This window comes from Pseudomonas sp. GM102, assembly GCF_000282555.1.
Lineage (GTDB): Bacteria > Pseudomonadota > Gammaproteobacteria > Pseudomonadales > Pseudomonadaceae > Aquipseudomonas.
Map to the genome: position 1 here is coordinate 1 of NZ_AKJB01000143.1, position 25,907 is coordinate 25,907.

Annotated in this window: 22 protein-coding genes and 1 pseudogene; 9 read left to right on the forward strand and 14 right to left on the reverse strand. The window is 60.8% G+C overall.

What is annotated here, in order from left to right:
- Positions 1–49: 49 nt before the first annotated feature.
- Both PMI18_RS02170 and PMI18_RS02165 read right to left on the reverse strand, forming a co-directional pair.
- Positions 50–904: a MaoC family dehydratase gene (locus tag PMI18_RS02170; RefSeq protein ID WP_007907104.1), complete on the reverse strand. Its 855-nt coding sequence runs from the start codon at positions 902–904 to the stop codon at positions 50–52.
- 2 nt (positions 905–906) lie between these two features.
- Entirely contained in the window at positions 907–2,259 is a 1,353-nt protein-coding gene (locus tag PMI18_RS02165; RefSeq protein ID WP_007907106.1) for a 3-oxoacyl-ACP reductase, read from the reverse strand.
- 332 nt (positions 2,260–2,591) lie between these two features.
- On the opposite strand from PMI18_RS02165, the gene PMI18_RS02160 reads away from it, so the two are divergent.
- The gene (locus PMI18_RS02160) at positions 2,592–3,869 is read left to right on the forward strand and encodes an acetyl-CoA C-acetyltransferase (protein ID WP_007907108.1); all 1,278 of its coding nucleotides are present in this window, start codon (positions 2,592–2,594) and stop codon (positions 3,867–3,869) included.
- Between the two features lie 14 nt (positions 3,870–3,883).
- On the opposite strand, the gene PMI18_RS02155 is transcribed toward PMI18_RS02160, so the two are convergent.
- Positions 3,884–4,912 carry a bile acid:sodium symporter family protein gene (locus PMI18_RS02155; protein ID WP_007907110.1) on the reverse strand — a complete coding sequence of 343 codons (1,029 nt, stop codon included), beginning with the start codon at positions 4,910–4,912 and terminating at the stop codon, positions 3,884–3,886.
- A gap of 83 nt (positions 4,913–4,995) precedes the next feature.
- Here PMI18_RS02155 and PMI18_RS02150 point away from each other — a divergent pair, with 83 nt between their 5' ends.
- Positions 4,996–5,898 (forward strand): AraC family transcriptional regulator, encoded by a 903-nt coding sequence (locus PMI18_RS02150; RefSeq protein WP_007907112.1) that lies wholly within the window; start codon positions 4,996–4,998, stop codon positions 5,896–5,898.
- On the opposite strand, the gene PMI18_RS32060 is transcribed toward PMI18_RS02150, so the two are convergent.
- Both PMI18_RS32060 and PMI18_RS32065 read right to left on the reverse strand, forming a co-directional pair.
- On the reverse strand, positions 5,888–6,655 hold the full coding sequence (locus PMI18_RS32060; RefSeq protein WP_371858212.1) for a methyl-accepting chemotaxis protein: 768 nt from the start codon (positions 6,653–6,655) through the stop codon (positions 5,888–5,890). The genes PMI18_RS02150 and PMI18_RS32060 overlap by 11 nt on opposite strands.
- A gap of 90 nt (positions 6,656–6,745) precedes the next feature.
- A pseudogene (locus PMI18_RS32065) lies at positions 6,746–7,834 on the reverse strand (cache domain-containing protein); the annotation flags it as partial.
- Positions 7,835–8,280: 446 nt separating this feature from the next.
- On the opposite strand from PMI18_RS32065, the gene PMI18_RS02140 reads away from it, so the two are divergent.
- Both PMI18_RS02140 and PMI18_RS02135 read left to right on the forward strand, forming a co-directional pair.
- Positions 8,281–9,174, forward strand: coding sequence for a PA4780 family RIO1-like protein kinase (locus tag PMI18_RS02140; protein ID WP_007907116.1), 894 nt, complete (start codon positions 8,281–8,283; stop codon positions 9,172–9,174).
- Between the two features lie 214 nt (positions 9,175–9,388).
- Entirely contained in the window at positions 9,389–10,603 is a 1,215-nt protein-coding gene (locus PMI18_RS02135; protein ID WP_007907118.1) for an MFS transporter, read from the forward strand.
- Here the strand turns inward: PMI18_RS02135 and cueR are convergent.
- The 3 genes from cueR to PMI18_RS02120 form a co-directional block, all read right to left on the reverse strand.
- A complete protein-coding gene (gene cueR, locus PMI18_RS02130; protein WP_007907120.1) occupies positions 10,557–10,970 on the reverse strand; it encodes a Cu(I)-responsive transcriptional regulator in 414 nt (137 codons plus the stop codon). The two genes, PMI18_RS02135 and cueR, sit on opposite strands and share 47 nt — an antisense overlap.
- Positions 10,967–13,360 carry a heavy metal translocating P-type ATPase gene (locus PMI18_RS02125; protein WP_007907122.1) on the reverse strand — a complete coding sequence of 798 codons (2,394 nt, stop codon included), beginning with the start codon at positions 13,358–13,360 and terminating at the stop codon, positions 10,967–10,969. Before PMI18_RS02125 ends, cueR begins: the two co-directional genes overlap by 4 nt.
- Before the next feature lie 179 nt (positions 13,361–13,539).
- Positions 13,540–13,923 carry a hypothetical protein gene (locus PMI18_RS02120; protein WP_007907124.1) on the reverse strand — a complete coding sequence of 128 codons (384 nt, stop codon included), beginning with the start codon at positions 13,921–13,923 and terminating at the stop codon, positions 13,540–13,542.
- Between the two features lie 161 nt (positions 13,924–14,084).
- Here PMI18_RS02120 and PMI18_RS02115 point away from each other — a divergent pair, with 161 nt between their 5' ends.
- Both PMI18_RS02115 and PMI18_RS02110 read left to right on the forward strand, forming a co-directional pair.
- Positions 14,085–14,282: a heavy-metal-associated domain-containing protein gene (locus PMI18_RS02115; RefSeq protein ID WP_007907126.1), complete on the forward strand. Its 198-nt coding sequence runs from the start codon at positions 14,085–14,087 to the stop codon at positions 14,280–14,282.
- 93 nt (positions 14,283–14,375) lie between these two features.
- Positions 14,376–15,572: a multidrug effflux MFS transporter gene (locus PMI18_RS02110; protein ID WP_007907128.1), complete on the forward strand. Its 1,197-nt coding sequence runs from the start codon at positions 14,376–14,378 to the stop codon at positions 15,570–15,572.
- Between the two features lie 8 nt (positions 15,573–15,580).
- Here PMI18_RS02110 and PMI18_RS31300 read toward each other — a convergent pair whose 3' ends face one another.
- Positions 15,581–15,751 carry a hypothetical protein gene (locus PMI18_RS31300; protein WP_007907130.1) on the reverse strand — a complete coding sequence of 57 codons (171 nt, stop codon included), beginning with the start codon at positions 15,749–15,751 and terminating at the stop codon, positions 15,581–15,583.
- Positions 15,752–15,955: 204 nt separating this feature from the next.
- Positions 15,956–16,969: a zinc-binding alcohol dehydrogenase family protein gene (locus tag PMI18_RS02105; RefSeq protein ID WP_007907132.1), complete on the reverse strand. Its 1,014-nt coding sequence runs from the start codon at positions 16,967–16,969 to the stop codon at positions 15,956–15,958.
- 117 nt (positions 16,970–17,086) lie between these two features.
- Between PMI18_RS02105 and PMI18_RS02100 the strand changes: the two genes are divergently transcribed.
- The 3 genes from PMI18_RS02100 to PMI18_RS02090 all read left to right on the forward strand — a co-directional run bounded on the left by PMI18_RS02100 (position 17,087) and on the right by PMI18_RS02090 (position 20,585).
- Entirely contained in the window at positions 17,087–18,016 is a 930-nt protein-coding gene (locus PMI18_RS02100; RefSeq protein WP_007907133.1) for a LysR family transcriptional regulator, read from the forward strand.
- Positions 18,017–18,331: 315 nt separating this feature from the next.
- Complete coding sequence (locus PMI18_RS02095) at positions 18,332–19,066, forward strand: ArsR/SmtB family transcription factor (protein ID WP_007907135.1); 735 nt, start codon at positions 18,332–18,334, stop codon at positions 19,064–19,066.
- Positions 19,067–19,202: 136 nt separating this feature from the next.
- Entirely contained in the window at positions 19,203–20,585 is a 1,383-nt protein-coding gene (locus tag PMI18_RS02090) for an MFS transporter (protein ID WP_007907137.1), read from the forward strand.
- 116 nt (positions 20,586–20,701) lie between these two features.
- Here PMI18_RS02090 and PMI18_RS02085 read toward each other — a convergent pair whose 3' ends face one another.
- The 4 genes from PMI18_RS02085 to PMI18_RS02070 form a co-directional block, all read right to left on the reverse strand.
- A complete protein-coding gene (locus PMI18_RS02085; RefSeq protein ID WP_007907140.1) occupies positions 20,702–21,655 on the reverse strand; it encodes an adenosine deaminase in 954 nt (317 codons plus the stop codon).
- 81 nt (positions 21,656–21,736) lie between these two features.
- Positions 21,737–22,702 (reverse strand): 2-oxoglutarate and iron-dependent oxygenase domain-containing protein, encoded by a 966-nt coding sequence (locus PMI18_RS02080; protein WP_007907142.1) that lies wholly within the window; start codon positions 22,700–22,702, stop codon positions 21,737–21,739.
- A gap of 161 nt (positions 22,703–22,863) precedes the next feature.
- Positions 22,864–23,946, reverse strand: coding sequence for a BMP family ABC transporter substrate-binding protein (locus tag PMI18_RS02075; RefSeq protein WP_007907150.1), 1,083 nt, complete (start codon positions 23,944–23,946; stop codon positions 22,864–22,866).
- A 346-nt stretch (positions 23,947–24,292) separates the two neighbouring features.
- A complete protein-coding gene (locus PMI18_RS02070; protein WP_007907152.1) occupies positions 24,293–25,651 on the reverse strand; it encodes an 8-oxoguanine deaminase in 1,359 nt (452 codons plus the stop codon).
- Positions 25,652–25,907: the final 256 nt, after the last annotated feature.

Consider the following 25,907-nt stretch of genomic DNA (forward strand, 5'->3'; position numbering starts at 1 on the left):
GCAGAGCGTGGGAACGATCAGACAGCGGAGCCGCGTATGTACCGGATAATCAGGCAACAGGCCGCCACTGCCCCACCATATGCTCAATCTCCCCCGCACCCATCAACTGAAAATCCCCGCTGGCCCCCGCCGCACTGGACATCAGCGTCACTTCACTGGGAAGGCGCACCGGTTTCCTGAACTGCACCGCAATCTCGACGTTGGCCGTCGGCAAATGATCGGTCAGGGCTGCCAGCGTACGCGCCTTGTTCCACAGGCCATGGGCGATGGCGCTAGGGAAACCGAAGAGTTTCGCGCTGATCGCACTCAGGTGGATCGGGTTGTAGTCTCCGGACACCTTGGCGTATCGGCGGCCAATGTCTGCAGGCGCTTTCCAGTGAGCCACTTCGGTCAGCAACAATGTCGATGCAAACGCTTCCTCCACAGGCTCGCCTTTCAGTTTGACACCGCGACAGAGCATTTGGCTTTCAGCTTCCCACAGCGGCCCCAACTGATCGTCGAGCGTCGTCACCAAATCGAACGTCGCCCCCTTGGCATGGGGTTGCAGGTTCTGCACGTTCACGCTGACCCGCACCCGGTGCACACCACCCATGGGACGCAAGATGCGGATGCGATTGCTCAAGTGAATCAGCCCCAACAGCGGGAACGGAAACGCTTTGGCGGTAAGCAATTGCATCTGCAAGGCAAACGCCAGGATGTGTGGATACGTTGGTGGTAGCAGCCCGTTGTCGGCGAAACCACAGACTTTTCGATAAGCCTCCAGGCGTTTCGGATCGACATTGACCCAGCAGTGATAACCCAGGTCAGGCAGCGTGGTGCCGGTGATTTTGCGGCGCGTTGCCGCCTTCACATACAGCGTTTGCAGGCCCGGTTCGCTATGGAGAGTGTGCCAGTCGGTGGTCATGGTCAGGCTCCCAAAACGCTTTGCCCGCAGACGCGCAACGCCTGCCCGGTAAACGCTCCGGTGCCCGGTTGTGCCAGCCAGGCCACGGCTTCGGCGACGTCTTGCGGCAGGCCGCCCTGGCCCAATGAACTCATGCGCCGCCCGGCTTCGCGCACGCCGAAGGGCAGGTGCGCGGTCATCTGGGTTTCGATGAACCCTGGCGCCACGGCATTGATGCTGATGCCGCGCTCACTCAGCAGCGGCGCCCAGGCTTGGGCCAGGCCGATCAATCCGGCCTTGCTCGCCGCGTAATTGGTTTGCCCGCGATTGCCGGCGATGCCGCTGATGGACGCCAGCAGGATCACTCGGCCGTTGTCGCGCAAGGTGCCGCTGTCGAGCAACGCCTTGGTCAGTACTTGCGGCGCGTTGAGGTTGACCGCCAGCACCGCGTCCCAGAATTCCGGGGTCATGTTGGCCAGGGTTTTGTCTCGGGTGATTCCCGCGTTGTGGACCACGATGTCGATGCCGTCGGGCAAGTGTTCGATCAACTGTGTGGCGGCGTCTTCGGCGCAGATATCCAGCGTGATGCCGCGCCCGCCGAGGCGTGCGGCCAGGGCGTCGAGATCGGCTTTGGCCGGTGGCACGTCGAGCAGGATCACCTCGGCGCCGTCGCGGGCCAGGGTTTCGGCGATCGAGGCGCCGATGCCGCGCGCCGCGCCCGTCACCAAAGCCTTGCGTCCCGACAAGGGACGACTCCAGTCCATCACCTGCGCCTCACACGCCTTCAGGCGAATGACTTGCCCGGAAATGAACGCGCTTTTGGGCGAGAGGAAAAACCGCAATGGGCCTTCCAGTTGATCTTCGGCACCTTCACCGACATAGATCAGCTGCAACGTGCCGCCGCTACGCAATTCCTTGGCCAGCGAACGGCTGAAACCTTCCAGGGCGCGTTGGGCGCTGGCGGCGAACGGGTCGCTCAAGGTCTCCGGCGCCCGGCCAAGAATCACCACATGCGCATGGTGATCGAGGTTTTTCATCAGCGGCTGGAAGAACTCGCGCAGCTGTTTCAACTGATCGACCTGCACCAGGTCGCTGGCGTCGTACACCACAGCTTTGAGTTTCTGGCCGTGGCCGGGAATCCACGCGGTGGCCAGGGTCGGATCGGCGCCGTAGCTGTAGATCGTGTCGGTCAGGCGGTTGGCGAGAGTGCTGATTTTTTCCGCCAGCGGGCCACCGCCAATCAACAGCGCCCCCTCGATAGGCCGCAACCGGCCTGCTTGCCAGCGTTCCAGTCGTACCGGCGACGGCAGACCCAGGGCACCGACCACACGATGGCCGATGGACGAATTGGCGAAGTCGATATAGCGGTCAGACATGGATCATGCTCCAGCAACTGGGATTAAAAGTGTGGACCATGAACGGCAATTAGTCGTTCGATCCGCGAGATACGGCCTACGCTTGAACATTGCAGGTTAGTTTGTAACGGGACTTTCGGGGAGCGCAGAACCTGTGGGAGCGGGCTTTTGTGGCGAGGGGGCTTGCCCCCGTTGGGGGGCGAAGCGCCCCTGAAAACAGTCACCACGATCTTGAATTTAGAAAGTGGTGACTGGTTTACGACTGCTTCGCAGTCGAACGAGGGCAAGCCCCCTCGCCACAGGCCCGCTCCCACAGGGTTTGGTGTTCATAGTTGATTAAAAGGAGCTTTTTCATGACTCAGCTGCGTCGCGTCGCGATTATCGGTGGTAACCGTATTCCCTTTGCCCGGTCCAACGGGCCGTACGCCACTGCCAGTAACCAGGCGATGTTCACCGCAGCGCTGGAAGGCCTGATCGAGCGCTATAACCTGCACGGTGTGCGCATGGGTGAAGTGGCGGCTGGAGCGCTGCTCAAGTATTTGCGTGATTACGGCCTGACCCGCGAATGCGTGCTGGGCTCGCGCTTGTCCCCGACGACACCGGCCTACGACATCCAGCAGGCCTGCGGCACGGGGCTGGAGGCGACGTTGTTGGTGGCGAACAAAATCGCCCTGGGTCAGATCGAATGTGGCATTGCCGGCGGCGTCGACACGGCCTCGGACGTACCGATCGGGGTCAACGAAAGCCTGCGCAAGATCCTCCTGCAAGCCAACCGCGCCCGAAGCACCGCCGACAAACTGAAAACTTTCCTGCAACTGCGCCCCCGCCACTTGATGCCCGACTTTCCAAGCATCGGCGAGCCGCGCACCGGCCGGTCGATGGGCGAACACTGTGAAATGATGGCCCAAACCTGGAGCATCCCGCGTGACGAGCAGGATCAGTTGACCCAGCAAAGCCATCAGAAACTGGCCGCGTCCTACGCCGAAGGCTGGCACAACGATTTGATGACGCCGTTCCTCGGCCTGACCCGGGACAACAACCTGCGCCCGGACCTGACCCTGGAAAAACTCGCCTCACTGAAACCGGCCTTCGAGAAAAGCGCCAAGGGCACCCTGACCGCGGGCAATTCCACGCCACTCACCGATGGCGCGTCGGTGGTGCTGCTGGGCAGTGAGGAATGGGCGAAAGAGCGCGGTTTGCCGATCCTTGCCTATTGGCGCGACGGCGAAGCGGCGGCGGTGGATTTCGTCAACGGTGCCGAAGGCCTGCTGATGGCGCCGGCTTATGCCGTGCCGCGGTTACTGGCGCGCAATGGCCTGACCTTGCAGGACTTCGATTACTACGAAATCCATGAAGCGTTTGCCGCGCAAGTGCTGTGTACGTTGAAGGCCTGGGAAGATCCGGAGTTCTGCAAAACCCGCCTTGGGCTCGACGCACCGTTGGGCTCCATCGACCGCAGCCGGCTCAACGTCAAGGGCAGCTCACTGGCCGCCGGGCATCCGTTTGCCGCCACCGGTGCGCGCATCGTCGCCAACCTGGCGAAGCTGCTGGACGCGGCGGGCAAGGGCCGAGGGTTGATCTCGATCTGCGCCGCGGGCGGTCAGGGCGTGACGGCGATTATCGAGCGCTGATTGCTGATTGCTGATTACTGGGGGGTGAGCAGTGCCGCGCGTTGCTGCGCGGCCAGTTCCCGGTTGCGGTTGGCGTAACCCTCGGCCATCACCGAGCAGACGATCAGCTGCAACGGGTGATAGATCATGATCGGCAGCAGGATCAAGCCAAGGCCGGGGTTGGCACCGAAGATCAGCGCCGCCATCGGTGCGCCGGCCGCCAGGGATTTCTTGCTGGCGCAGAACACCGCGGCAATCTCATCGGCGGGGCTGAACTTCAGCGCGCGAGCGGTGCGGGTGGTCATCCACAGGATGATTGCCAGCAACATCGCACTGCCCATCAGCGCAGTCAGAATCACGCTGTTGCCCTGTTGCTGCCACATCCCCGAGACCATGGAGTTGCAGAACGCCGAGTACACCAGCAGCAGGATCACCAGTTTGTCGGCGATGTTGGTGTAGCGCTTGTGCCGAGCAAAAAACTTGCCCAGTAACGGCCGCAGCAATTGCCCGAGCACCAGCGGCAATAGCAGCATGGCGCACAGGTCGAACAGGGTTGAGCCCAGATCAATGCCACCCGCGCCGCTGCCGAGCACGAAACTCACCAGCAATGGTGTCAGAAAAATCCCCAGCACGCTGGACAGGCTCGCATTGAGAATTGCTGCCGGTACGTTGCCGCCCGCGCTGCCGGTGAGCGCCACGGACGAGGAAATAGTCGAGGGCAGGGCGCAGAGGTAGAGGAAGCCGAGCATCAGCAGTGAGGGGATGTGCGAGCCCAGCAATTTGTCGCTCAGCAGCCAGATCAACGGAAACACCGCAAAGGTGAAGGCCTGAACCATCACGTGCAGCTTCCAGTTTTTCAACCCGTGGCGGATCTGTTCGCTGGAGAGGTTGACCCCATGCAGGAAGAACACCAGAAACACGCCGACGTTGATCACGTACTCCGCGTGCATCCCGCCGCCAATAGCACCGAAAGTCGGGAAGACATACGCCAGCAGCGTGGCGATCAGCATGCCGCACAAGAACCAGTCGGTGATCACGCGTTTGAGGTGTTTGAAGGCATGCATACCGGCACCGAATACGTTTGTAAGAGTTGATGACTTAGCCTAACGTCGGCCCTATCAGCCGTCTTGCGACATAAGGCCAATCAATGCCGACTAACGGACAACTTTCCCTCGAACGGACCATCCCGGCACTGACGGCGTTGCCGCGTCCGTTGTATGCACGAGCGGAAAGTCTGAACGCCGGTTCGTGGACACCGCCTCATCGTCACGATTGGGTGCAGTTTTCCTACGCCATCAGCGGCGTTCTCGGTGTGCATACCGCCGAGGGCAGTTTCTTTGCGCCGCCGCAGTGGGGGATCTGGATTCCGGCGGATCTCGAGCATCAGGTCGTGACGTCGATGCGTGCCGAGATGCGCAGCCTTTACGTGCGTCGCGAGGACTGCCAATGGGCGGACGGGCGTTGCCGGGTGCTGGAAGTCACGCCGTTGGCCCGGGAGCTGATCAAGCGCTTTTGCCTGCTTCCTGTGGAATATCCACAGGGCGACAGCCAGGAAGCGCGATTGGTGGGCGTGCTGCTGGATCAGTTGGCGAGTCTGCCGGAGGTGGGGTTTTCCCTGCCGCTGCCCCGGCATGAACATTTGCTGGGATTGTGCAACGAGCTGATCGACAGCCCTGAACGCAATGCGACCTTGCAGGAATGGGCCGAGCGTTTGGGCACGTCGGAGAAAACCCTGATGCGCTTGTTCCAGCGTGAAACCGGGTTGAGCTTCCGCGGCTGGCGGCAGCGCATGCGGCTGCTGTCGTCGCTGAGTTTGCTGGAGGAGGGGAACAGCGTGACCAATGCCGCGCTGTCTTGCGGGTATGACTCGACGTCGGCGTTTATTGCGGCGTTCAAGGGGTTGTTCGGGTTTACTCCCGGGGGAGCTGTTCAGGCAGTGACGGCCTCATCGCGGGCAAGCCCGCTCCCACAAGGACAACGCAAACCCTGTGGGAGCGGGCTTGCCCGCGATTGGCCGCGTAGCGGTCACCGGTATCCGGTCAGGTTCTAAAACGCCGAACCAACCCATCCAGCTCATTTGACAACCCAGCCAGGCTCTGCGAGTCCAGGCGTGCCGAGTTCGCCAGTTCTGCCACCAACTGCGCATCGCCATGAATCTGGCTGATGTGGCGATTGATGTCTTCTGCCACTTGATGCTGTTGCTCTGCCGCCGTGGCGATTTGAGTGTTCATGTCGCGAATCACATCCACCGATTCACGAATTTGCCCGAAGCTGCTGCGCGCTTCGCCGATACGGGTCACCGATTGCTGCGACACTTCCAGGCTGGCATGCATCTGCTGGGTCACCTGGCTGGTACGCTTGGCCAGGTTGCCCAGCAGCCCGTCGATTTCCGCTGTGGAGTCGGCAGTCCGTTTGGCCAGGGCGCGAACTTCATCCGCCACCACCGCAAAACCACGACCCTGTTCACCGGCCCGGGCCGCTTCGATGGCCGCGTTCAGGGCCAGCAGGTTGGTCTGTTCAGCGATGGAACGAATGGTCCCGAGGATCGACTGAATGTCGTTGCTATCGCGCTCAAGCTGTTGCATCGATTGCGCCGACTGTTCGATTTCCTGGCTCAAGCGATCAACACTGCTCACTGCGGCATCGATCTGCTGCTGACCTTCGCGCGCCTGGCGTTGGCCGCTGTCGGCCGACTCGGCGGCCTGGCTGCAGGAGCGCGCGACTTCGTTGGCGGTGGCGACCATTTCGTGGAACGCCGTGGACACCATATCCACCGCTTCACGCTGGCGCCCGGCGGCTTCGGCCATGTCGCTGGACACCTGCGTCGAGCTCTGGGAGGTGGCGAGGATCTTGGTCGCGGCGCCGCCGATGCTCTGAATCAAATTGCGAATTGCCGTCAGAAACTGGTTGAACCAGTTGGCCAATTGAGCCGTTTCGTCGCTGCCACGGATTTGCAGGTTCTTGGTCAGGTCGCCTTCACCTTGGGCGATGCCTTCCAGACCGCTGGCCACGCTGCGGATCGGCCGCACGATCAGGCTGGCGAAACTGGCGCCGACGATGGCGAAGAACACCGCCAGTACCGCCGCGATGATCGCGATCAGCCAGGTCAGTTGAGTGGCCGAGCTCATCACGTCGGTTTGCTTGATCAGGCCGATAAAGGTCCAGCCCAGTTGTTCCGACGGCCAGACGTTGGCCATGTAGCGCTCACCATTGAGCTCGACTTCCACCAGCCCTTTGCCGGCCTTGGCCAGTTGCGCGTAACCGTCGCCGAGACTGGTCAGGGCTTTGAAGTTGTTTGCTGGTTGTTTCGGATCGACCAGCACCGTGCCGGTGTTTTCCACCAGCATCAGGTAGCCGGTTTCCCCGAGTTTGATCTGTTTGACGATTTCAGTGAGCTGCTTGAGCGTCACATCAATGCTGACCACGCCGCCGTTGGTGCCCAGTTTGTTGTCGATGGTGCGCACGGTGCTGACGTAAGTCGCGTCATCCTGAGCCCAGTAATAGGCCTCGGTGCGAAACGGTTTGCCGGGTTTGGCCTGCGCGGCTTTGTACCACGGGCGCTGGCGCGGATCGTAATTGCTCAGCTTCGCATCGTCCGGCCAGGACACGTAACCGCCCGCCGCCGTACCGAGGATGGCGTAGGCGTAGGCCGGGTGGCTGTTGCCCAGGTCCTGAAGGAGGGCGAAAACCTTTTTGTCCGACTCGCCTTGGGGAATACTCTCGGCGTTGGCGCTCATGTAGGTCTTGAGGCTGTCGTCGGAGTTCTTGATCAGCGGTTGGGTGGCCAGGTAATCGACGTTCTGGCTGATGCCGTCAAAGAACAGCTGCATGGCATTGCTGACCTGACGAATTTCGCGGCCGCTGCCATCGACAAAATTATCCTTGGCATCGCTGCGCAAGTTCAGCACCACGAGGGTGGCGACCAGCACCACGGGCAAGCAGGCGATGATTGCAAACGCCCAGGTCAACTTCTGTTTGATGTTCATCCGCGCTCCAGTTTTTTCTTGTAGGCCCACGCAGTGCAGATGACTCGCGGATTATTGGCAGCCGAAAACGTTTGATACACCCCGATCCTTGAGTGCGCCCTCGTTATCATCGTCGGGACGATTGTCGGACAATTCCTTTTCTCTCTAATGACTTCGGCTGAGGAACGTGGAAATTGAGGCCTGTTGAGAAAAATCCGGCGAAGGGTAGGGGCTACGTGTCAGATTCTGTCGCAAATGCCCTTGTAGCCCTTCATCAACAAGTGGCGCAGGCTCAGCTATGATCTTGAACGGTCGATGAGTTGTGTCTGATTAATCCGGCACATTGTGTGCTTCTTGATGTTCATGGGAACGTTCATAGGTCGGCAACCCCTCCCGCGAATGAGTGGATTGCCGTATAACGAATGACTTTCGCGTGTTTGGTAATAAAGGACCCACAATAAAAGCTGATGAAGACTCCAAAACGCATTGAACCCCTGATCGAGGACGGTCTGGTCGACGAGGTGCTGCGCCCACTCATGAGTGGTAAAGAAGCAGCTGTTTATGTGGTGCGCTGCGGCAACGAGCTGCGTTGTGCCAAGGTCTACAAGGAGGCGAATAAACGCAGTTTTCGTCAGGCGGCCGAGTATCAGGAAGGCCGTAAGGTGCGCAACAGCCGGCAGGCTCGAGCGATGGCCAAGGGCTCCAAGTTCGGCAAGAAAGAAACCGAAGACGCCTGGCAGAATGCCGAAGTGGCGGCGTTGTTCCGCCTGGCCGGTGCCGGTGTGCGAGTCCCCAAGCCGTATGACTTCCTCGAAGGCGTGCTGCTGATGGAACTGGTGGCCGACGAGTACGGCGATGCCGCGCCGCGTCTGAACGATGTGGTGTTGGAGCCGGACCAGGCGCGCGAATATCACGCGTTTCTGATTTCGCAGATCGTGCTGATGCTGTGTACCGGTCTGGTGCACGGTGACCTGTCCGAGTTCAACGTGCTGCTGACGCCGACCGGCCCGGTCATCATCGACTTGCCGCAAGCGGTCGACGCGGCGGGCAACAACCACGCGTTCAACATGCTGGAACGGGACGTGGGCAACATGGCGTCGTACTTCGGTCGCTTTGCACCGGAGTTGAAACGCACCAAGTACGCCAAGGAAATGTGGGCGTTGTATGAAGCCGGCACCTTGCACCCGGCCAGTGTGTTGACCGGCGAGTTCGACGAGCCGGAAGAGCTGGCGGACGTCGGCGGGATCATGCGCGAAATCGAGGCGGCCCGTCTTGATGAAGAGCGTAAGCAAGCGATCCGCGCTGCGGACGACGCGCCACCGAGCAAAGCCGAAGAACCGCCTCCGCCCTGGATGCAGTGATCGGTTGACCCAAAACCCGGCTTCGGCCGGGTTTTTTGCAGGTGCTTTTTTGGGACCGCGTCGTCTGCATCGCGGGCAAGCCCGCTCCCACAGGTTTTGTGTCGCCCCCCGGATTCTATGATCGACACCTGACCTGTGGGAGCGTGGCTTGCCCGCGATGGCGTCAGACCAGACAATCCACAACGGCGATACTCACCACACTCAAGGACTGAATGTGAACTCCACCCGCAATGCCCAACTGATCATCGCCGCCCGGCTGATTTCGGACTTCGGCGCTTTCCTCAACATGGTTGCCCTGGCCACCTACGTCTACCTGCTCAGCAACAGCGCCATGAGCGTCGGGATCTTCCTCGCCAGCCGTGTAGCCGGGGGGATCTTTGCCAGTTTGATCGGCACCCGGTTCTATCGCCGCTGGGCCGGGCGCCTGCCGCTGATTGCCTTCGACCTGCTGCGCGCCGGTTTACTGGGCCTGCTGCTGGTGTTGCCGGTCACCCAACAAGCGCTGCTGCTACCGCTGATCGCGTTCGGTCTGGGGTTCGGCAATTCGATGTTCGCCATTGGCCTCAACAGTCAATTACCGCACATGATCGATAAGGCGCAGCTGCTCAAGACCAACGCCTGGATGACCTCGGCATCATCTGCGGCGATGGTCGGCGGGAGTCTGGTGGCGGGGTTGTTGGTGGCGGGGTTCGGCTTTGAAACGGTGTTTGCCCTGAACGTGGCCACTTACCTGTTGGCGGCGTTGTTGATTGTGCCGCTGCGGTTTCCCAGACCTGCACCCAGCGATGAACCCCATCACCAACAAGGCGAATGGTCGGCCCTGCGTCAGGGTTTACGCACAGCGCCGGTGCTGGCGGCGATGCTGGCCGTCGCGATGGCCGACACTTTGGGCAGCGCCGCACACAACGTCGGCTTCCCGATCATTTCAAAACTGCTGACACCCGAGTCGGCCAGCACCACCCTGGGCCTGATGCTGGCGGTCTGGGCCAGCGGGAAATTCATTGGAGCGCGCATCGCTAGTCGCCTGAAAGGTACGGACAACGTTCATCTGGAACGGCGATTTTTCTTTGGCGTGTTGCTGATGTCCTGCGGCTTCATCCTGATGTTTCAGCAGCAAACGCTTTACGGCTTGCTGCTGTTTTCATTGCCCGCAGGCTTGGGCGACGGGTTCTCGGAAGTCGGCCTGATGTCGCGCCTGCAACGTGAACCGGACAACCTGCGCCTGCCGATTTTCAGTTTTCTGACGCTGCTGCAAATGACCGGGTTCGGTATCGGCATGTTGATCGCCGCACCGTTCTATTCGTGGTGGACGCCCGGCGCGGTGGTGTTGTTGTTTCACGGCATTCCCCTCACCACGTTGCTGGTGGCGAAGGGGGTGGCGCTCAGGAATGGGCGGGTTCGGCGCAGCAGCCCGACGCCAGCTCCTTGAGGATCGGGCAGTCCGGGCGGTGGTCGCCGTGGCAATGCTCTACCAGGTCTTGCAGGGTGTCGCGCAGTTGGCCGAGTTCGCGAATCTTCTGGTTCAGCTCGTCGATGTGCTGACGGGCCAGCGCCTTCACATCGGCACTGGCGCGCTGACGGTCCTGCCAGAGGGTCAGCAGTTTGCCGACCTCTTCCAGCGAGAAACCCAAATCCCGAGAACGCTTGATGAACGCCAGGGTGTGCAGATCGTCGTCGCCATAGACCCGATAGCCGCTGTCGGTGCGATGGGCCGCCTTGAGCAGGCCGATGGATTCGTAGTAACGAATCATCTTCGCGCTCAGACCGCTCTGGCGGGCCGCTTGGCCAATGTTCATCGGTGATCCTCCAGGTCTTTGGGTTTCCAGGTTTTCAACAGTAACGCATTGCTGACCACGCTGACGCTCGACAGCGCCATGGCCGCGCCGGCCAGCACCGGGTTGAGGAAGCCGAACGCCGCCAGTGGCAGGCCGATCAGGTTATAGACGAAGGCCCAGAACAGGTTTTGGCGAATCTTCGCGTAGGTCTTGCGGCTGATCTCCAGCGCCGCCGGCACCAGCCGTGGATCGCCGCGCATCAGGGTGATCCCGGCAGCGTGCATGGCGACGTCAGTGCCGCCGCCCATGGCGATGCCGATGTCTGCCGCGGCTAGTGCTGGCGCGTCGTTGATGCCGTCGCCGACCATCGCCACCACGCCGGTTTTTTTCAGGGCGGCGACGGTGGCCGCTTTGTCCGCCGGCAGGACTTCGGCGTGGACATCGCTGATGCCCAGCGCCTCGGCGACCACCTTGGCGCTGCCGCGGTTATCGCCGGTCAGCAGATGGCTGCTGATGTTCCGTGCATTCAGCTGTTGCACCGCTTGCAAGGCGCCGGGTTTGAGCGTGTCGCCGAAGGCGAACAGGCCGAGCACTCGCGGTTCAGGGCTTTGTTCGATCAGCCAGGACAGGGTCCGGCCTTCGGTTTCCCAAGCGGTTGCAGAGTCAGCCAATGGCCCGGCGCTCAGTCCGCTTTCCTCCAGCAGACGCCGATTGCCCAAAGCCAATCTCCGACCATCGAGACTGCCGGCAATGCCGCGCCCGGTCAGCGATTGACTGTCGCTGACATCCGCCACGGTCAACCCGCGCTCGGCGCAGGCATCCAGCACCGCCTTGGCCAACGGGTGTTCACTGCCGCGTTGCAGCGCCCCGGCCATTTGCAACAAGGCCGCTTCGTCACCTTCGATGGCCCTCAGATGAGCGATGCGCGGCGCACCCGAAGTCAGCGTGCCGGTCTTGTCGAACACCACGGCGCTGACTTCATGAGCGCGCTCCAAGGCTTCGGCGTCCTTGATCAGAATCCCGTAGCGCGCCGCTACACCCGTGCCGGCCATGATTGCCGTCGGCGTGGCCAGCCCGAGTGCACAAGGGCAGGCGATCACCAACACCGCGACGGCGTTGATCAACGCGGTTTCCAGTGGCGCGCCGTACAGCCACCAACCGACCAGGGTCGCCAGGGCGATCAGCAGAACCACAGGCACGAACACCTGGCTGACTTTATCCACCAGTTTCTGGATCGGCGCTTTCGCCGCCTGCGCGTCTTCGACCAGGCGGATGATCCGCGCCAGCACGGTTTCTGCGCCGAGCGCCAAGGTCTGAACCAGCAGCCGACCTTCACCATTGATGGCGCCGCCGGTGACCTTGTCACCCGGTTGTTTGGGTACCGGCAGGCTTTCGCCGCTGATCAGTGCTTCATCGGCGTGGCTCTGGCCTTGCACAACGATGCCATCCACCGGGAAGCGTTCGCCGGGTTTGACCATGACCAGATCATTCAGGCGCAAAGCGCTGATCGCAACCTCCTGCTCACGGCCATCGATCACCTGAACGGCTCGCTCCGGACGCAAGGCTTCGAGGGCGCGGATGGCGCTGGCGGTCTGGCGCTTGGCGCGGCTTTCCAGGTATTTGCCCAGCAATACCAGGGCGATCACCACCGCCGAGGCTTCGAAATACAGGTGCGGCAGGCGACCGGCGGCGGTGGCCCATTCGTAAACGCTCAAGCCGTATCCGGCGCTGGTGCCCAGGGCCACCAGCAAATCCATGTTGCCGGCACCGGCGCGCACGGCTTTCCACGCAGCGACATAGAAGCGTGCGCCGAAGACGAACTGCACCGGCGTCGCCAACGCGAACTGCACCCACGCAGGGAGCATCCAGTGCACGCCGAAAGGTTGCAGCACCATCGGCAGCACCAGCGGCAAGGCGAGGGCGATGGCCGCCAGCAAAGCCCAGCGTTCACGGTGCAGTCGTTGTTGTTGATTATCGGCTTGCGGGTGTTCGACTTCCCAGACGCTGGCGGAGTAACCGGCTTTGGTCACGGCGTCGATCAGGGTTTGCGGATCGACCTGGCCGAGGAGTTCGAGGTGCGCACGTTCGTTGGCCAGGTTGACGCTGACACTTTTGACCCCCGGCATCTTGGCCAGTGCACGTTCGACGCGGCCGACGCAGGAGGCGCAGGTCATGCCGTCGATGCTCAATTCCAGGGTCTGCTGTGGCACGCTGTAACCGGCCTGTTGCACCGCGTCCATCAAGGCCGGCAGGCTGTCGCTGGGCGCTTGAACCCGGGCCTGTTCGGTGGCCAGGTTGACGCTGACGGCCGTGGCGCCGAGAACTTTGCTCAAGGCACGCTCGACACGCCCGGCGCAACTGGCGCACGTCATGCCGGCAATCGGCAGATCGAAAGTAGTGGATTCGGACATCGGTCACGCTCCCTGTAGAAATTACCTACAGGATCAACCTTGCCATGCTGGCAAGGTCAAGCGCCATATGAACATCGTAGGAGCGAGGCTTGCCCGCGAAGAGGCCATCACATTCAACATCGATGCTGAATGTAATGGCCTCTTCGCGGGCAAGCCTCGCTCCTACAGGTAGGTGGTGATCAATAATCGAGGGCCGCAGGCTTGAGGTACATCCCTTCCTGCGTCATCGCAATCCGGAACTTCAACACATCCCCGGCCTTGAGCGTGATGTTCTGCGAACCCGGCGCGAGCATGCCCGGGTTGCAACCCGGCACCTGGCCCGGCAGCAGTTTGAGGCGCAGGGACACATTGCCCGGCGGCAGGTTGAACGAGGTGCTCTGTTCCTGGAACAGTCGCGCCGATAGCTGATCCTGGATGTACACGCCGATCTCGCAGGAAGTCGAAACCTCCAGACGCTCGCGGGAAATGATCAGCACGCCGTAGTCCTCCCCGGCGGCTTGAACCGAAGGTGTCGCGGCAAATAGGCTGAGGAAGCCAAACAGGCTGAGAGCTGACCAGCGCATGGCTGAATCTCCTGATGTCGAGTCATAGATGCACGCAGCTTGGCCGAGCACGGCGCCGATTGCCAGCCCGGCAGTTTGCTTCAGAACTTGACCTTGCCATGGTGGCAAGCTCGAGACTGTCCGCAACCCTCATTAAAGGGCTTCATTCAAGGAGTTGTCCCATGCAAGTGTTCAATGTTGAAGGCATGTCCTGCGGTCATTGCGTCAAGGCCATCACTCAAGCGCTGCAAACCAAGGATCCCACAGCCAGCGTGCGCATTGATCTGGCGGCAAAAGAAGTCGGCGTTGAAAGCGCGCTGACGGCCGATCAGGTGATCGCCGCGATCAGCGAAGAGGGTTACGGGGTAAAACAGCTCTAACTTTTTAATAGTTAGCGACCTAACGGAATGTTCAAGGCGTCCACGCAAGGCTAGACTGTCGGCCTGCCGATTCCTGTCTAACCTGGACGCCTGATGAACCTCCGCACAATCCTGATTCTCGGCGCCTTGAGCGCTTTCGGTCCGCTGGCGATCGATTTCTATCTGCCGGCATTTCCGGCGATGGCGCTCGCTTTCGGTACCGACGAAAAACACGTTCAACTGACCCTGGCGGCCTATTTCCTCGGCCTGTCCATTGGTCAACTGGCGTACGGCCCGGTGGCCGATCGCTTTGGGCGACGCATTCCCTTGCTGACAGGTGTCGGCTTGTTCACCGCCGCTTCATTGGCCTGTGCTTATGCGCCGACGCTGGAATGGCTGATTGGCGCACGTTTCGTCCAGGCGCTGGGCGGTTGCGCAGGCATGGTGATTGCGCGGGCGGTGGTCAGCGATAAATGCGATGCGGTGGGTTCGGCGAAGGTCTTTTCGCAGTTGATGCTGGTGATGGGCCTGGCGCCGATTCTTGCGCCGATGCTGGGCGGGTTGCTGGTCAACACGACTGGCTGGCAATCGATCTTTCTGGTGCTGACCGGTTTCAGTGCACTGGCAGGGCTGGCGGTGGCCCTCGGGCTGCCGGAAAGTCTGCCGGCTCATGTGCCGCGCCAACCGTTGTCGGGCGCGCTACGCCAGTATGGTCGGTTGTTGGCGGACCCGGTCTTCCTCGGCCATGCCCTGACCGGTGGTGTCGCCATCGCCGGGATGTTTGCCTACATCGCCGGTTCACCGTTCGTCTTCATCAAACTCTATGGCGTACCGGCCGAGCATTTCGGCTGGCTGTTCGGCATTAACGCGGCGGGTTTCATTCTGGTGGCCCAGGTGAATGCCCGATTGCTGGCCAAGCGCGGTCCGGCCTTTTTACTGGCGCGTACTGTCTGGCTCTATCTGGCGGGCGGTTTGGCTCTGTTGGCGGTCAGCGCGTTGCATACCGCGCAGTTGTGGCCATTGCTGATTCCGCTTTTCCTCTGCATCGCCAGCCTGGGTTGCATAGTGCCTAACGCGTCGGCCTGCGCCATGAACGGGCAGGGCGCGCGGGCGGGCAGTGCCTCGGCGATGCTCGGTTGCCTGCAGTTCAGCGTCGCTGCCGGGGCCGCAGCATTGGTGGGTGTTTTGCACGATGGCAGCGCCATGCCGATGGCCATGGTCATCAGCCTGTGCGGGATTCTGGTGGTGAGCGCGGCGACGCTCACCCGACGTCTGCAAAATGCCCGGGCGCTGACGCAAGCCCAGGTCTGAGGACGGACTCAGCCAGCAGCGCGATGCTGACGGTCGGGAATCTGATGGGGCGCGTGCAAGCGCGCTTCAAGCGTTTTAGTGAAGGCCAGGGCTTCGGCCTCACTGCGGAACGTCACAGCGTGTTGATCCAGGCGGACCTGCCAGCGGGATGTTGCCACTTCTTTTATCAGGATCTTCATTGCTGAGCTCCTTTCGTAAAAGACGTCTCGTAAAAGACATCACGTGAATGATTGTTCGCCAGAGTTTTCGATTGTAGACCCGAATACGATCGCAATTGTGACAACGGTCAATTCTCTGACTGACGGCAAAAAATCGCCGGCTCCTACAAGACCGAAACATCCGGGATGTACGCCGATCCACGTAGGAGCTGCCGAAGGCTGCGATCAGAACCCTTCAAGCACAATTTTGCCCTTGGACTTGCCGCTCTCCAGCAGAGCATGGGCACGCCGCAGGTTGGCCGCGTTGATGGTCCCGAAGTGCTCGCCGACCGTGGTTTTCAGCGTGCCCGCATCGATCAGCCCGGCGACGCGGTTGAGCAGGTTGTGCTGCTCGATCATGTCTGCGGTTTCGAACAGCGAGCGGGTGTACATGAACTCCCAGTGCAGCGACAGGCTCTTGCGCTTGAGCTTGGTCACGTCCAGCGACTTCGGATCATCGATCAGCGCCAGTTTGCCTTGCGGCGCCAACGCCTCTACCAATTGATCCAGATGTTGATCGGTCTGGGTCAGGCTGGCGACGTGGGTCACCTGCTCAAACCCCGCACGTTTGAGTTCCTCACTCAGCGGCTGGCTATGATCGATCACCTGATCGGCGCCCAGGTCACGTACCCAGCTCTGGGTTTGTGCACGGGAAGCGGTGCCGATGACCTTCAGTCCGGTGAGCTGGCTGGCCAATTGCGTAAGGATCGAACCCACACCGCCAGCGGCACCGACGATCAGCAGGCTCTGGCCCTCATCGGTTTTGCCTTCGCGCACTTGCAGGCGTTCGAACAGTAATTCCCACGCGGTAATGGCGGTCAGCGGCAGGGCAGCGGCTTCGGCGAAACCGAGGGTTTTCGGCATATGGCCGACGATTCGCTCGTCCACCACATGCAACTCGCTGTTGCCGCCGGCACGAGCGATGGAGCCGGCGTAATACACCTTGTCGCCAGCCTTGAACAAGGTCACTTCGCTGCCGACGGCCTTGACCACACCGGCCACGTCCCAGCCCAGCACCTTTGCCGCGCCGCCTTCCGGCTGGACGTTCTGGCGAACCTTGGTGTCCACCGGGTTGACCGAGATGGCTTTGACCTCCACCAACAGGTCACGCGGGCCGGCCACCGGTTCTGGCAGTTCGATGTCTTGCAGGGATTTTTCGTCGCTGATGGGCAAGGAGGTGTAGTAGGCAATGGCTTTCATGTGGGCTCCTGGGAGGGAATGATTTCGATGGGACAGATGATTGGTTATTTCCCGGCAAGATAAAACCCGCTAAAAGAGCAGTCTCTTTCAATATTTTTTTGATAATCAGGGCTGAAGATGTTGCGTTTCGATGACTTGCAGTTGTTCGTTCGGGCCGCGGACCTGGGCAGTCTGTCGGCGGCGGCACGGGTGATGGATATGTCGGCGGCGGTGGCCAGTGCGGCGTTGAAGCGCATCGAACAGCAGCTCGGCGCGCGCTTGCTCGCCCGTTCTACCCGTAGCCTGCGCCTGACCGCTGAAGGCGAGGGCTTTCTGGAATACGCCCGGGCAGCCTTGAGCAATCTTGATGAGGGCCGCCGCCTGCTGGCCAGCGGGCAGGATCAGGTCAGCGGGATTTTGCAGCTATCGGCGCCGTCGGATTTCGGCCGCAACCTGCTGTTGCCATGGCTCGATGAGTTTCAGCACGAGCATCCGAAACTCACGGTACGGTTGCTGCTGGGCGACCGCATTGCCGACCTGTTCCGCCAACCAGTGGACATTGCCCTGCGTTATGGCGAGCCGGAAGACTCAAGCCTGGTGGCGTTGCCCATCGCCCCGCAGAACCGTCGTGTGCTCTGTGCGGCGCCGAGTTACCTGGCCCGGCATGGCGAACCTCGGCATCTGGAGCAATTGGCTCAGCACAACTGCCTGTTGTTCATGCTCGGCAGTCGGGTTCACGATCACTGGAGTTTCCACGATGGCAAACGAGAAGTGAGCCTGACGGTCAGTGGCGATCGCTTCAGTGACGACGCCGATGTGGTGCGTCTGTGGGCCATAGCCGGGGCGGGGGTTGCGTATAAATCCTGGCTCGACGTAGCGGCCGATGTGCTGGCCGGTCGGTTGAAAGTGCTGATGCCGGAGCTGCTCTGTGAGCGCGCACCGCTGAATTTGCTGTGCGCCCATCGCGCGCAATTGAGTAAGCCGGTGAACCTTTTACGGGAAATGCTTGCCAGCCGATGCGCTCATATAAGCAGTCAATTTCCGACGAAATCGGATGTCGATCATTAGTCGCAGGTAAATAGCGAAATTTCTGTCAGCAACTATCACCACCAATGGATTCCCAAGGGCAGGAACCAGCGGTTAACCCGCTTATACTAGCGCCCGCCTCATGTACGCACCGTCGACCTCGCAATGGCGAGTTCAGGTTCGATTCGGTCAGACCTGATGGTCATCACCGGACCTTCGTTGCACCCGCGAAGCATTGCTTGGGTGAGTGGGTGGCTTTGCCCGGTTTATGGCGGTTTTCGCGTCTTGGCCGACGACACATTACTGGTCAAGATGTCTCTGAGCAGTAGACGAAACGATTCAACAGGGAGTGAATACATGGAACATGCACCTTGCATCAGCCAGATCGCCACATTGCTGGCTGACCCGAAGCGCAGCGCAATGATGTGGGCCTTGATGGACGGCTCGGCGCGGCAAACCGAAGAGCTGGCGTTGCTGGCGGGCCTGTCGCCGTCTTCGGCCAGTGCGCATTTAGGGCGTTTGTCTACCGGAGGTCTGTTGAAAGTCGAAACCCGTGGACGCAAACGGTTTTTCCGGCTTGCCGCGCCCGAAGTCGGCGCCGCGATAGAAGCGCTGGCCAGCGCGACCCTGGCCAGCGCGCCTCGGGACATTCCAGAGGTTTTCAAACGCACGAGCCCTATCGCCAGACCTCAGGCGGCGCCTTCGTCATTGCTGCGGGCCAGACTCTGCGACGACCATCTCGGCGGCACCCTGGCCGCCGACCTCTACCAGCGCTTGCTGGATGCGGGCTGGATCGAGCAGTTCGATCAGCGAGTCATGATCACTCACAAGGGCGCCACACAATTGGCAGCACGCGGTGTGTTCGTCCAGGCGCTGGCTCATCGCAACAGCAGAGTCGCCTGCGCTTGCCCGGACTGGAGCGAAAGACGCCCGCACATGGGTGGTTCATTAGGCGCGGCGTTGTTGCAGTTGTTCATGCAGTCCGGATGGTTGAGCCTGCCCAATGATTCGCGAGCGTTGCAAATTACCGCTGCGGGACAACGGGAAATCCATCGCTTCGCCAAGGAAACCGAACTGGAAATGGCGCTTTAGAGCCATCGAGGTGCGACGTCCGGGATCTTTGTTTCAGGCGTCGTTCAGAGCTGTGGGCAGGTCGCATTCAGCAATAACCCCCAGCCACTATCGCGCACACTCGATCCGGGGACTTTCGGATTGGGGGGAATGTGGCATGGACACACGAAGCTTCAGCGCGGCAGAACGATTGGAACGGCTGCCCATCAGCGGTTATCACCGCATCATTTTCATCATCATTGCCTTGGCGTTTTTCTTCGACTCCATGGACCTGGCGATGATGACCTTTCTGCTCGGCTCGATCAAAACCGAGTTCGGCCTGAGTACGGCGCAGGCGGGCTTGCTGGCCAGTTCGAGTTTCTTCGGCATGGTTATGGGCGCATCGCTGTCCGGTATGTTGGCCGACCGCTTCGGGCGCAAACCGGTGTTTCAGTGGAGCATTGTGCTGTGGGGTATCGCCAGCTACCTGTGCTCCACGGCGCAGAACGTTGAAACGCTGACGCTGTTCCGAGTCCTGCTGGGGATCGGCATGGGCATGGAATTTCCGATTGCGCAGTCAATGCTGTCCGAGCTGATTCCGGCAAAGAGACGTGGGCGTTACATCGCGTTGATGGATGGTTTTTGGCCGCTCGGTTTCGTCGCGGCCGGAGTGCTGTCGTACTTCCTGTTGCCGGTGATTGGCTGGCGCGACATCTTTCTGGTGTTGGCGGTGCCGGCGGTGTTCGTCCTGGCGATTCGTTTTTTCATTCCCGAGTCACCGCGCTGGCTGGAGCAGGCCGGGCATGATGACGAGGCGGATAAGGTCTTGCGCGGCATTGAAGAGCGGGTTCGGACTTCACTGGGCCGTGCGGATTTGCCTGAACCGATTCGTCTGCCCCGGGTGGCGAGTCAACCGGGCACTTTCTTCTCTGCGCTAGGGGAGATCTGGTCGCCGCAGTATCGCCAGCGCACGATGATGATCTGGAGCGTGTGGTTCTTCGCCTTGCTGGGGTTCTATGGCCTGACGTCCTGGCTCAGTGCGCTGTTGCAACAATCGGGTTTCGCCGTGACCCAGTCGGTGTATTACACGGTGCTGATTTCCCTTGGCGGGATTCCCGGTTTCCTCATGGCCGCCTGGCTGGTGGAGCGTTGGGGGCGTAAGCCGGTGTGCGTCGTGACATTGCTCGGCGGCGGCATCATGGCGTTTCTTTACGGTCAGAGTGCGGTGTTCGGCGGCAACGTCAGTCTGTTGATTACCTCGGGGCTGCTGATGCAGTTCTTCCTGTTCGGCATGTGGGCGGTACTCTACACCTACACCCCTGAGTTGTACCCGACGTCGGCACGCGCCACGGGCTCGGGGTTCGCGTCAGCCATCGGCCGAGTAGGATCGTTGCTCGGGCCATTAGTGACCGGGTTGGTGTTCCCGATGACCGGGCAGGGCGGGGTGTTTGCGCTGGGGGCGATGTGCTTTGCGATTGCGGCGGGGGTGGTGTGGATGTTCGGGATGGAGACCCGGGGCAAGACGTTGGAAGAGTTGAGTGAGCCGGTGATCGTCCGTTAATCACCGAACCTGTGGGAGCGGGCTTGCCCGCGATAGCGGATTGTCAGTCAACGTGATGTTGAAGCTGATGGCCTCATCGCGGGCAAGCCCGCTCCCACAGGTTCATTTGGTGAACCTTAAGGTTTCACCAACCGCGCATCCAGGCTGTTCTGCGCCAGGCGCTTGGCTTGATCCTGGGTCATGCCCAGATCGGTGTACAGCGCGTGGAAGTTCTCGGTGACATACCCGCCGAAATAGGCCGGGTCATCGGAGTTCACCGTGACCTTCACACCGCGCTCGAGCATGTCGAGGATGTTGTGCTGGGACATGTGATCGAACACGCAGAGTTTGGTGTTCGACAACGGGCACACGGTCAGCGGGATCTGCTCGTCGATGATCCGCTGCATCAAGCGCTCGTCTTCGATGGCGCGCACGCCATGGTCGATGCGCTGAATTTTCAGCAGGTCAAGGGCTTCCCAGATGTACTCCGGCGGGCCTTCTTCACCGGCGTGCGCGACGGTCAGGAAGCCTTCGCTGCGTGCACGATCGAACACCCGCTGGAACTTGCTCGGCGGGTGGCCCATCTCCGAACTGTCCAGGCCCACGGCGACAAACGCATCGCGGAACGGCAGCGCCTGGTCGAGGGTTTTCTGCGCTTCGTCTTCGCTCAAGTGACGCAGGAAACTGAGGATCAAACCGCTGGTGATGCCCAGTTGCTGCTCGCCATCCTTCAGTGCGGCGGCGATGCCGTTGAGCACTACTTCGAACGGAATGCCACGGTCGGTGTGGGTTTGCGGATCAAAGAACGGTTCGGTGTGAATCACGTTCTGCGCCTTGCAGCGCAACAGGTAGGCCCAGGTCAGGTCGTAGAAATCCTGAGACGTGCGCAACACATCGGCGCCCTGGTAATACAGGTCGAGAAACTCTTGCAGGTTATTGAAGGCGTAAGCCTTGCGTAGCGTTTCAACGTCGCTCCACGGCAGGGCGATCTTGTTGCGTTCGGCCAGGGCGAACAGCAGCTCAGGCTCCAGCGAACCTTCCAGGTGCAAGTGCAATTCTGCCTTGGGCAGAGCGTTCAGCCAGTCGTACATTTTTGAAATCTCATCAGGTGCAATGAGGGCATTCTACAGATGCCCGCAGAAACAATGAGCAAAACCTGACCAGCCGGTTCATTACACGGCTTCCTGTTGCCGTCGATAGGCGTAGGTATCGGCGAAGCGCGACAGCAGGAACTCGGCGCAGGTGGTGGCAGGATGTTTCGCCGGATGCCGTTCATCCTGGCAGCCGGGCAGGCATTCGATGGGTGTATCGGGGTGCGGCTCGGCAAAGAACGGTATCGAGTACCGATCCACTCCCAACGGGCTGATTACCCGGTGCGGCGTCGACAGGTAACGGTCGTTGCTCCAGCGCGCCATCATATCGCCGAGGTTGACCACGAACGTGCCTTCAATCGGCGGCGCATCGATCCATTCGCCCTGCACGTTGCGCACTTGCAGTCCGCCAGCGGCATCCTGATAGAGCAGGGTGATGCAACCGTAATCGGTGTGAGCGCCGGCACCTTGCTGATCTTCGGTGCTGGCAGTGTGGCGCGGTGGGTAATGAATCATCCGCAGCACGCTGACCGGTTCTTTGAAACGGCTGTCGAAGAAATCGCGCTCGATGCCCAGCGCCAGGGTCATGGCCCGCAGCAGGGTTTGAGCGAGCGCCTGCATGTCGACGTAGTGTTGCTCCATCAGCGATTCCCAACCGGGCATCGACGGATGACGGTTGGGACCGCGCAAAGGTTTTTCCGCAATAACCTCGGGATGATCGGCCGGTAGGTGCAGGCCCATGTCGAAGGTTTCTTTCAGATCGCTGGGTTTGCTCGGGTCGAGTTGCTCGGTGGCGATGGCGCCATAGCCGCGGTGGTGGCGGGTCTGGGTGATGTCGATCTTGAGTTTTTCGGCGGCGGGCAGGGCGAAGAAACGTTGGGCATGGTCGAGCACGGCATCGATACGCGATGGGGCGATCGGGTGGCCCTTGATATAGAAAAAGCCCCATTCGCGGCAGGCATGGTCGATTTGTGTGGCGACCGATTGCCAGGCTTGATCGTCATCGCTGTAGAGCGGGTTGATATCGATGATGGGAAGGCTGTTCATACGGCTGTCCTGAAGAGTACGCAGACCGGAAAACACAGGAAAACCCTGTGGGAGCGGGCTTGCCCGCGATGACGTCGGCACATCCAACATCTCTGTTTACTGAAAGTCCGCTATCGCGGGCAAGCCCGCTCCCACAGGTGCTGTGTTTTGGCTCAAAGGAATTACTTCGGCATATCGGCCTTCATGCCTTCGACGTAGTAGTTCATCGACGCCAGCTGCGCATTGGTTGCCGTCGCGCCCGCCGGGATTGTCTCCACGCCGGCCTGGTCCTTGATCGGTCCGGTGAACGGGTGCAACGCACCGCTCTTGATGTCGGCAATGATCTGCTCGGCTTCGGTTTTTACCGCAGGCGGCACCAGGTCGCTGATCGGCAACTCAACCGTACCTTCCTTCAGACCGCCCCAGTAATCCTGGGATTTCCACGTGTGGTCGAGCACGCTTTGAGTCGCCTGAATGTAGTGCGGCCCCCAGTCATTGACGATAGACGTCAGCACCGCTTTCGGCCCGAAGTGCGCCATGTCCGATGCATAACCGACGGCATATACACCACGCCGTTCAGCCGCCTGTATCGGTGCCGGGCTGTCGGTGTGCTGGAACACCACGTCCACGCCCTGGTCGATCAGCGCGTTGGCGGCGTCAGCTTCTTTACCTGGGTCGAACCAGGAATTGACCCACACCACTTTGATCTCGGTGCCCGGGTTGTACTTGTTCAGGGCCAGTTGAATGGCGTTGATGTCGCGGATCACTTCCGGAATCGGGAACGAGGCGACGTAGCCGACTTTCTTGGTCTTGGTCATCTTCGCCGCGAGGAAACCGCCGACGTAGCGGCCCTCATAAGTGCGCGCCAGGTAAGTGCCAAGGTTCTTGTCCTGCTTGTAGCCAGTGGCATGTTCGAAGGTCACCTTGGGAAATTGCTTGGCGACTTTCAGGGTCGGATTCATGTAGCCGAAAGACGTGGTGAAGATCAGGTCATATTTGTCCTTGGCCATGTTGCGGATCACCCGCTCGGCATCGGCGCCTTCGGCGACGTTCTCCACGTAGTTGGTGGTGATCTGCTCGCCGAATTTTTCTGCCAGCACCTTGCGTCCCTGTTCATGCTGATACGTCCAGCCGTGGTCACCGATCGGGCCGATATAGACGAAGCCGACTTTCAGCGGGTCGGCAGCACTGGCGGTCAGGCTGGCGCTCAGACCGATGGCTGCGGCGACAGCGCAGAGCAGCTTCTTCAACGGACGTATATGCATGAACGGGAACTCCATTTTGTTATGAGATGGAGGAGGGCAATGCAAATTGCTGACCAACAGGACAACAAATGGATCGGAATCGTGTAACGGCCATCGCGGGCAAGCCCGCTCCCACATGACCTGCGCAAATCCCGTAGGAGCGAGGCTTGCCCGCGAAGAGTCCCTGACGCCCCCCACAGAACCATCCCGGTGCACCTTCACCAATCCACGCCATTCACTGGTGCGGGCGCCTCACAAAACTGTGGGAGCGAGCCTGCTCGCGATAGCGGACTAACATTCAGCATCAATGTTGAATGACATGGCCTCATCGCGAGCAGGCTCGCTCCCACAGTTGTTTGGTGTTGTGTCAGATGCCGGCGATCAACTGCCGAGCCGCCTGGCTGTGATCGGCAATCAACGCTTTAAGGTCCAGCCCTTCAACTTGCCCATCGATCACCCGCCATTTTCCGCCGACCATCACCCGGTCCGCCCGATCCGCGCCGCACAGCAGCAGCGCCGATACCGGATCATGGCTGCCGGAGAAGCGCAGTTCATCCAGTTTGAACAGCGCCAGATCCGCTTGCTTGCCCACCGCCAGTTCACCGATATCGGTGCGCCCGAGCAAACTCGCCGAGCCCTTGGTCGCCCAGCCCAGTACCAATTCCGGAGTAATCTTTTCCGCTCCATAACGCAGCCGCTGGATGTACAACGCCTGACGGGTTTCGAGGATCATGTTCGACGCATCGTTGGACGCCGAACCGTCCACGCCCAGACCCAGCAGCGCACCCGCAGCGGTCAGGTCCAGCGTCGGGCAAATGCCGGAGGCCAGGCGCATGTTCGAACTCGGGCAATGGCAAATGCCGGTGCCGGCCGCGCCGAGGCGGGCGATTTCGTCGGGGTTGAAATGAATGCCGTGGGCCAGCCAGGTTCGTGGGCCGAGCCAGCCGACGCTGTCCAGATAATCGACGGTGCGCAGGCCGAAACGTTGCAGGCAGAAGTCTTCTTCGTCGAGGGTTTCCGCCAGGTGTGTGTGCAGGCGCACGTCGAGGGTGTTCGCCAGTTCGGCGCTGGCGGACATGATCTGCGGGGTCACCGAGAACGGCGAGCACGGTGCCAGGGCGATTTGAATCTGCGCCCCATCACCGCGCTCGTGGTAGGCGGCAATCAAACGTTGGCTGTCATCGAGGATCACTTCACCTTCTTGGACGGTTTGCTGCGGTGGCAGGCCGCCGTCTTTTTCGCCAAGGCTCATGGAGCCGCGAGTGAGCATGGCGCGCATGCCCAGTTCGCGAACACTCTCGACCTGCACGTCGATCGCATTTTCCAGACCTTCCGGAAACAGGTAATGGTGATCGGCCGCGGTGGTACAACCGGACAGCAGCAACTCGGCCAATGCGACTTTGGTGGCGAGGGCGAGTTTTTCAGGGGTGAGACGAGCCCAGACCGGATAGAGGGTTTTCAGCCACGGGAATAACGGCTGATTAACCACCGGCGCCCAGGCACGGGTCAGGGTTTGATAAAAGTGGTGATGGGTGTTGATCAGCCCTGGCAGGATCACGTGTTCGCGAGCATCGAAAACGTGGTCACAGGGCGCGGACGGTTGCTGGCCGGCGCTGAGCACTTCGACGATCAAACCGTCTTGCAGCACCAGACCGCCACGGGCATCGAGCGCGTTGGCCGTGAAAATGGCGAGGGGATTTTTTAACCAGGTACGGGTCGCAGGCATGTTGGCCGGCTCCTCTGAAAGTTGGGTTCAGGGTTGCCAGCTCAGTGTTGCCCTGTCTGCTGATCCAGGGTCGCCGCGGGGGCGAGGTGCGGAGTTTCGAACAAAAAAGCTTCGCGGGCAAGCCATGCCCGACAAGACAATGCAAAACCCTGTGGGAGCGGGCTGTGGCGAGGGGGCTTGCCCCCGTTGGGCTGCGAAGCAGTCCCCAAATCTCTGATGTACCAAAAATTTTGTGAGTGCTACGCACTCAAACGGG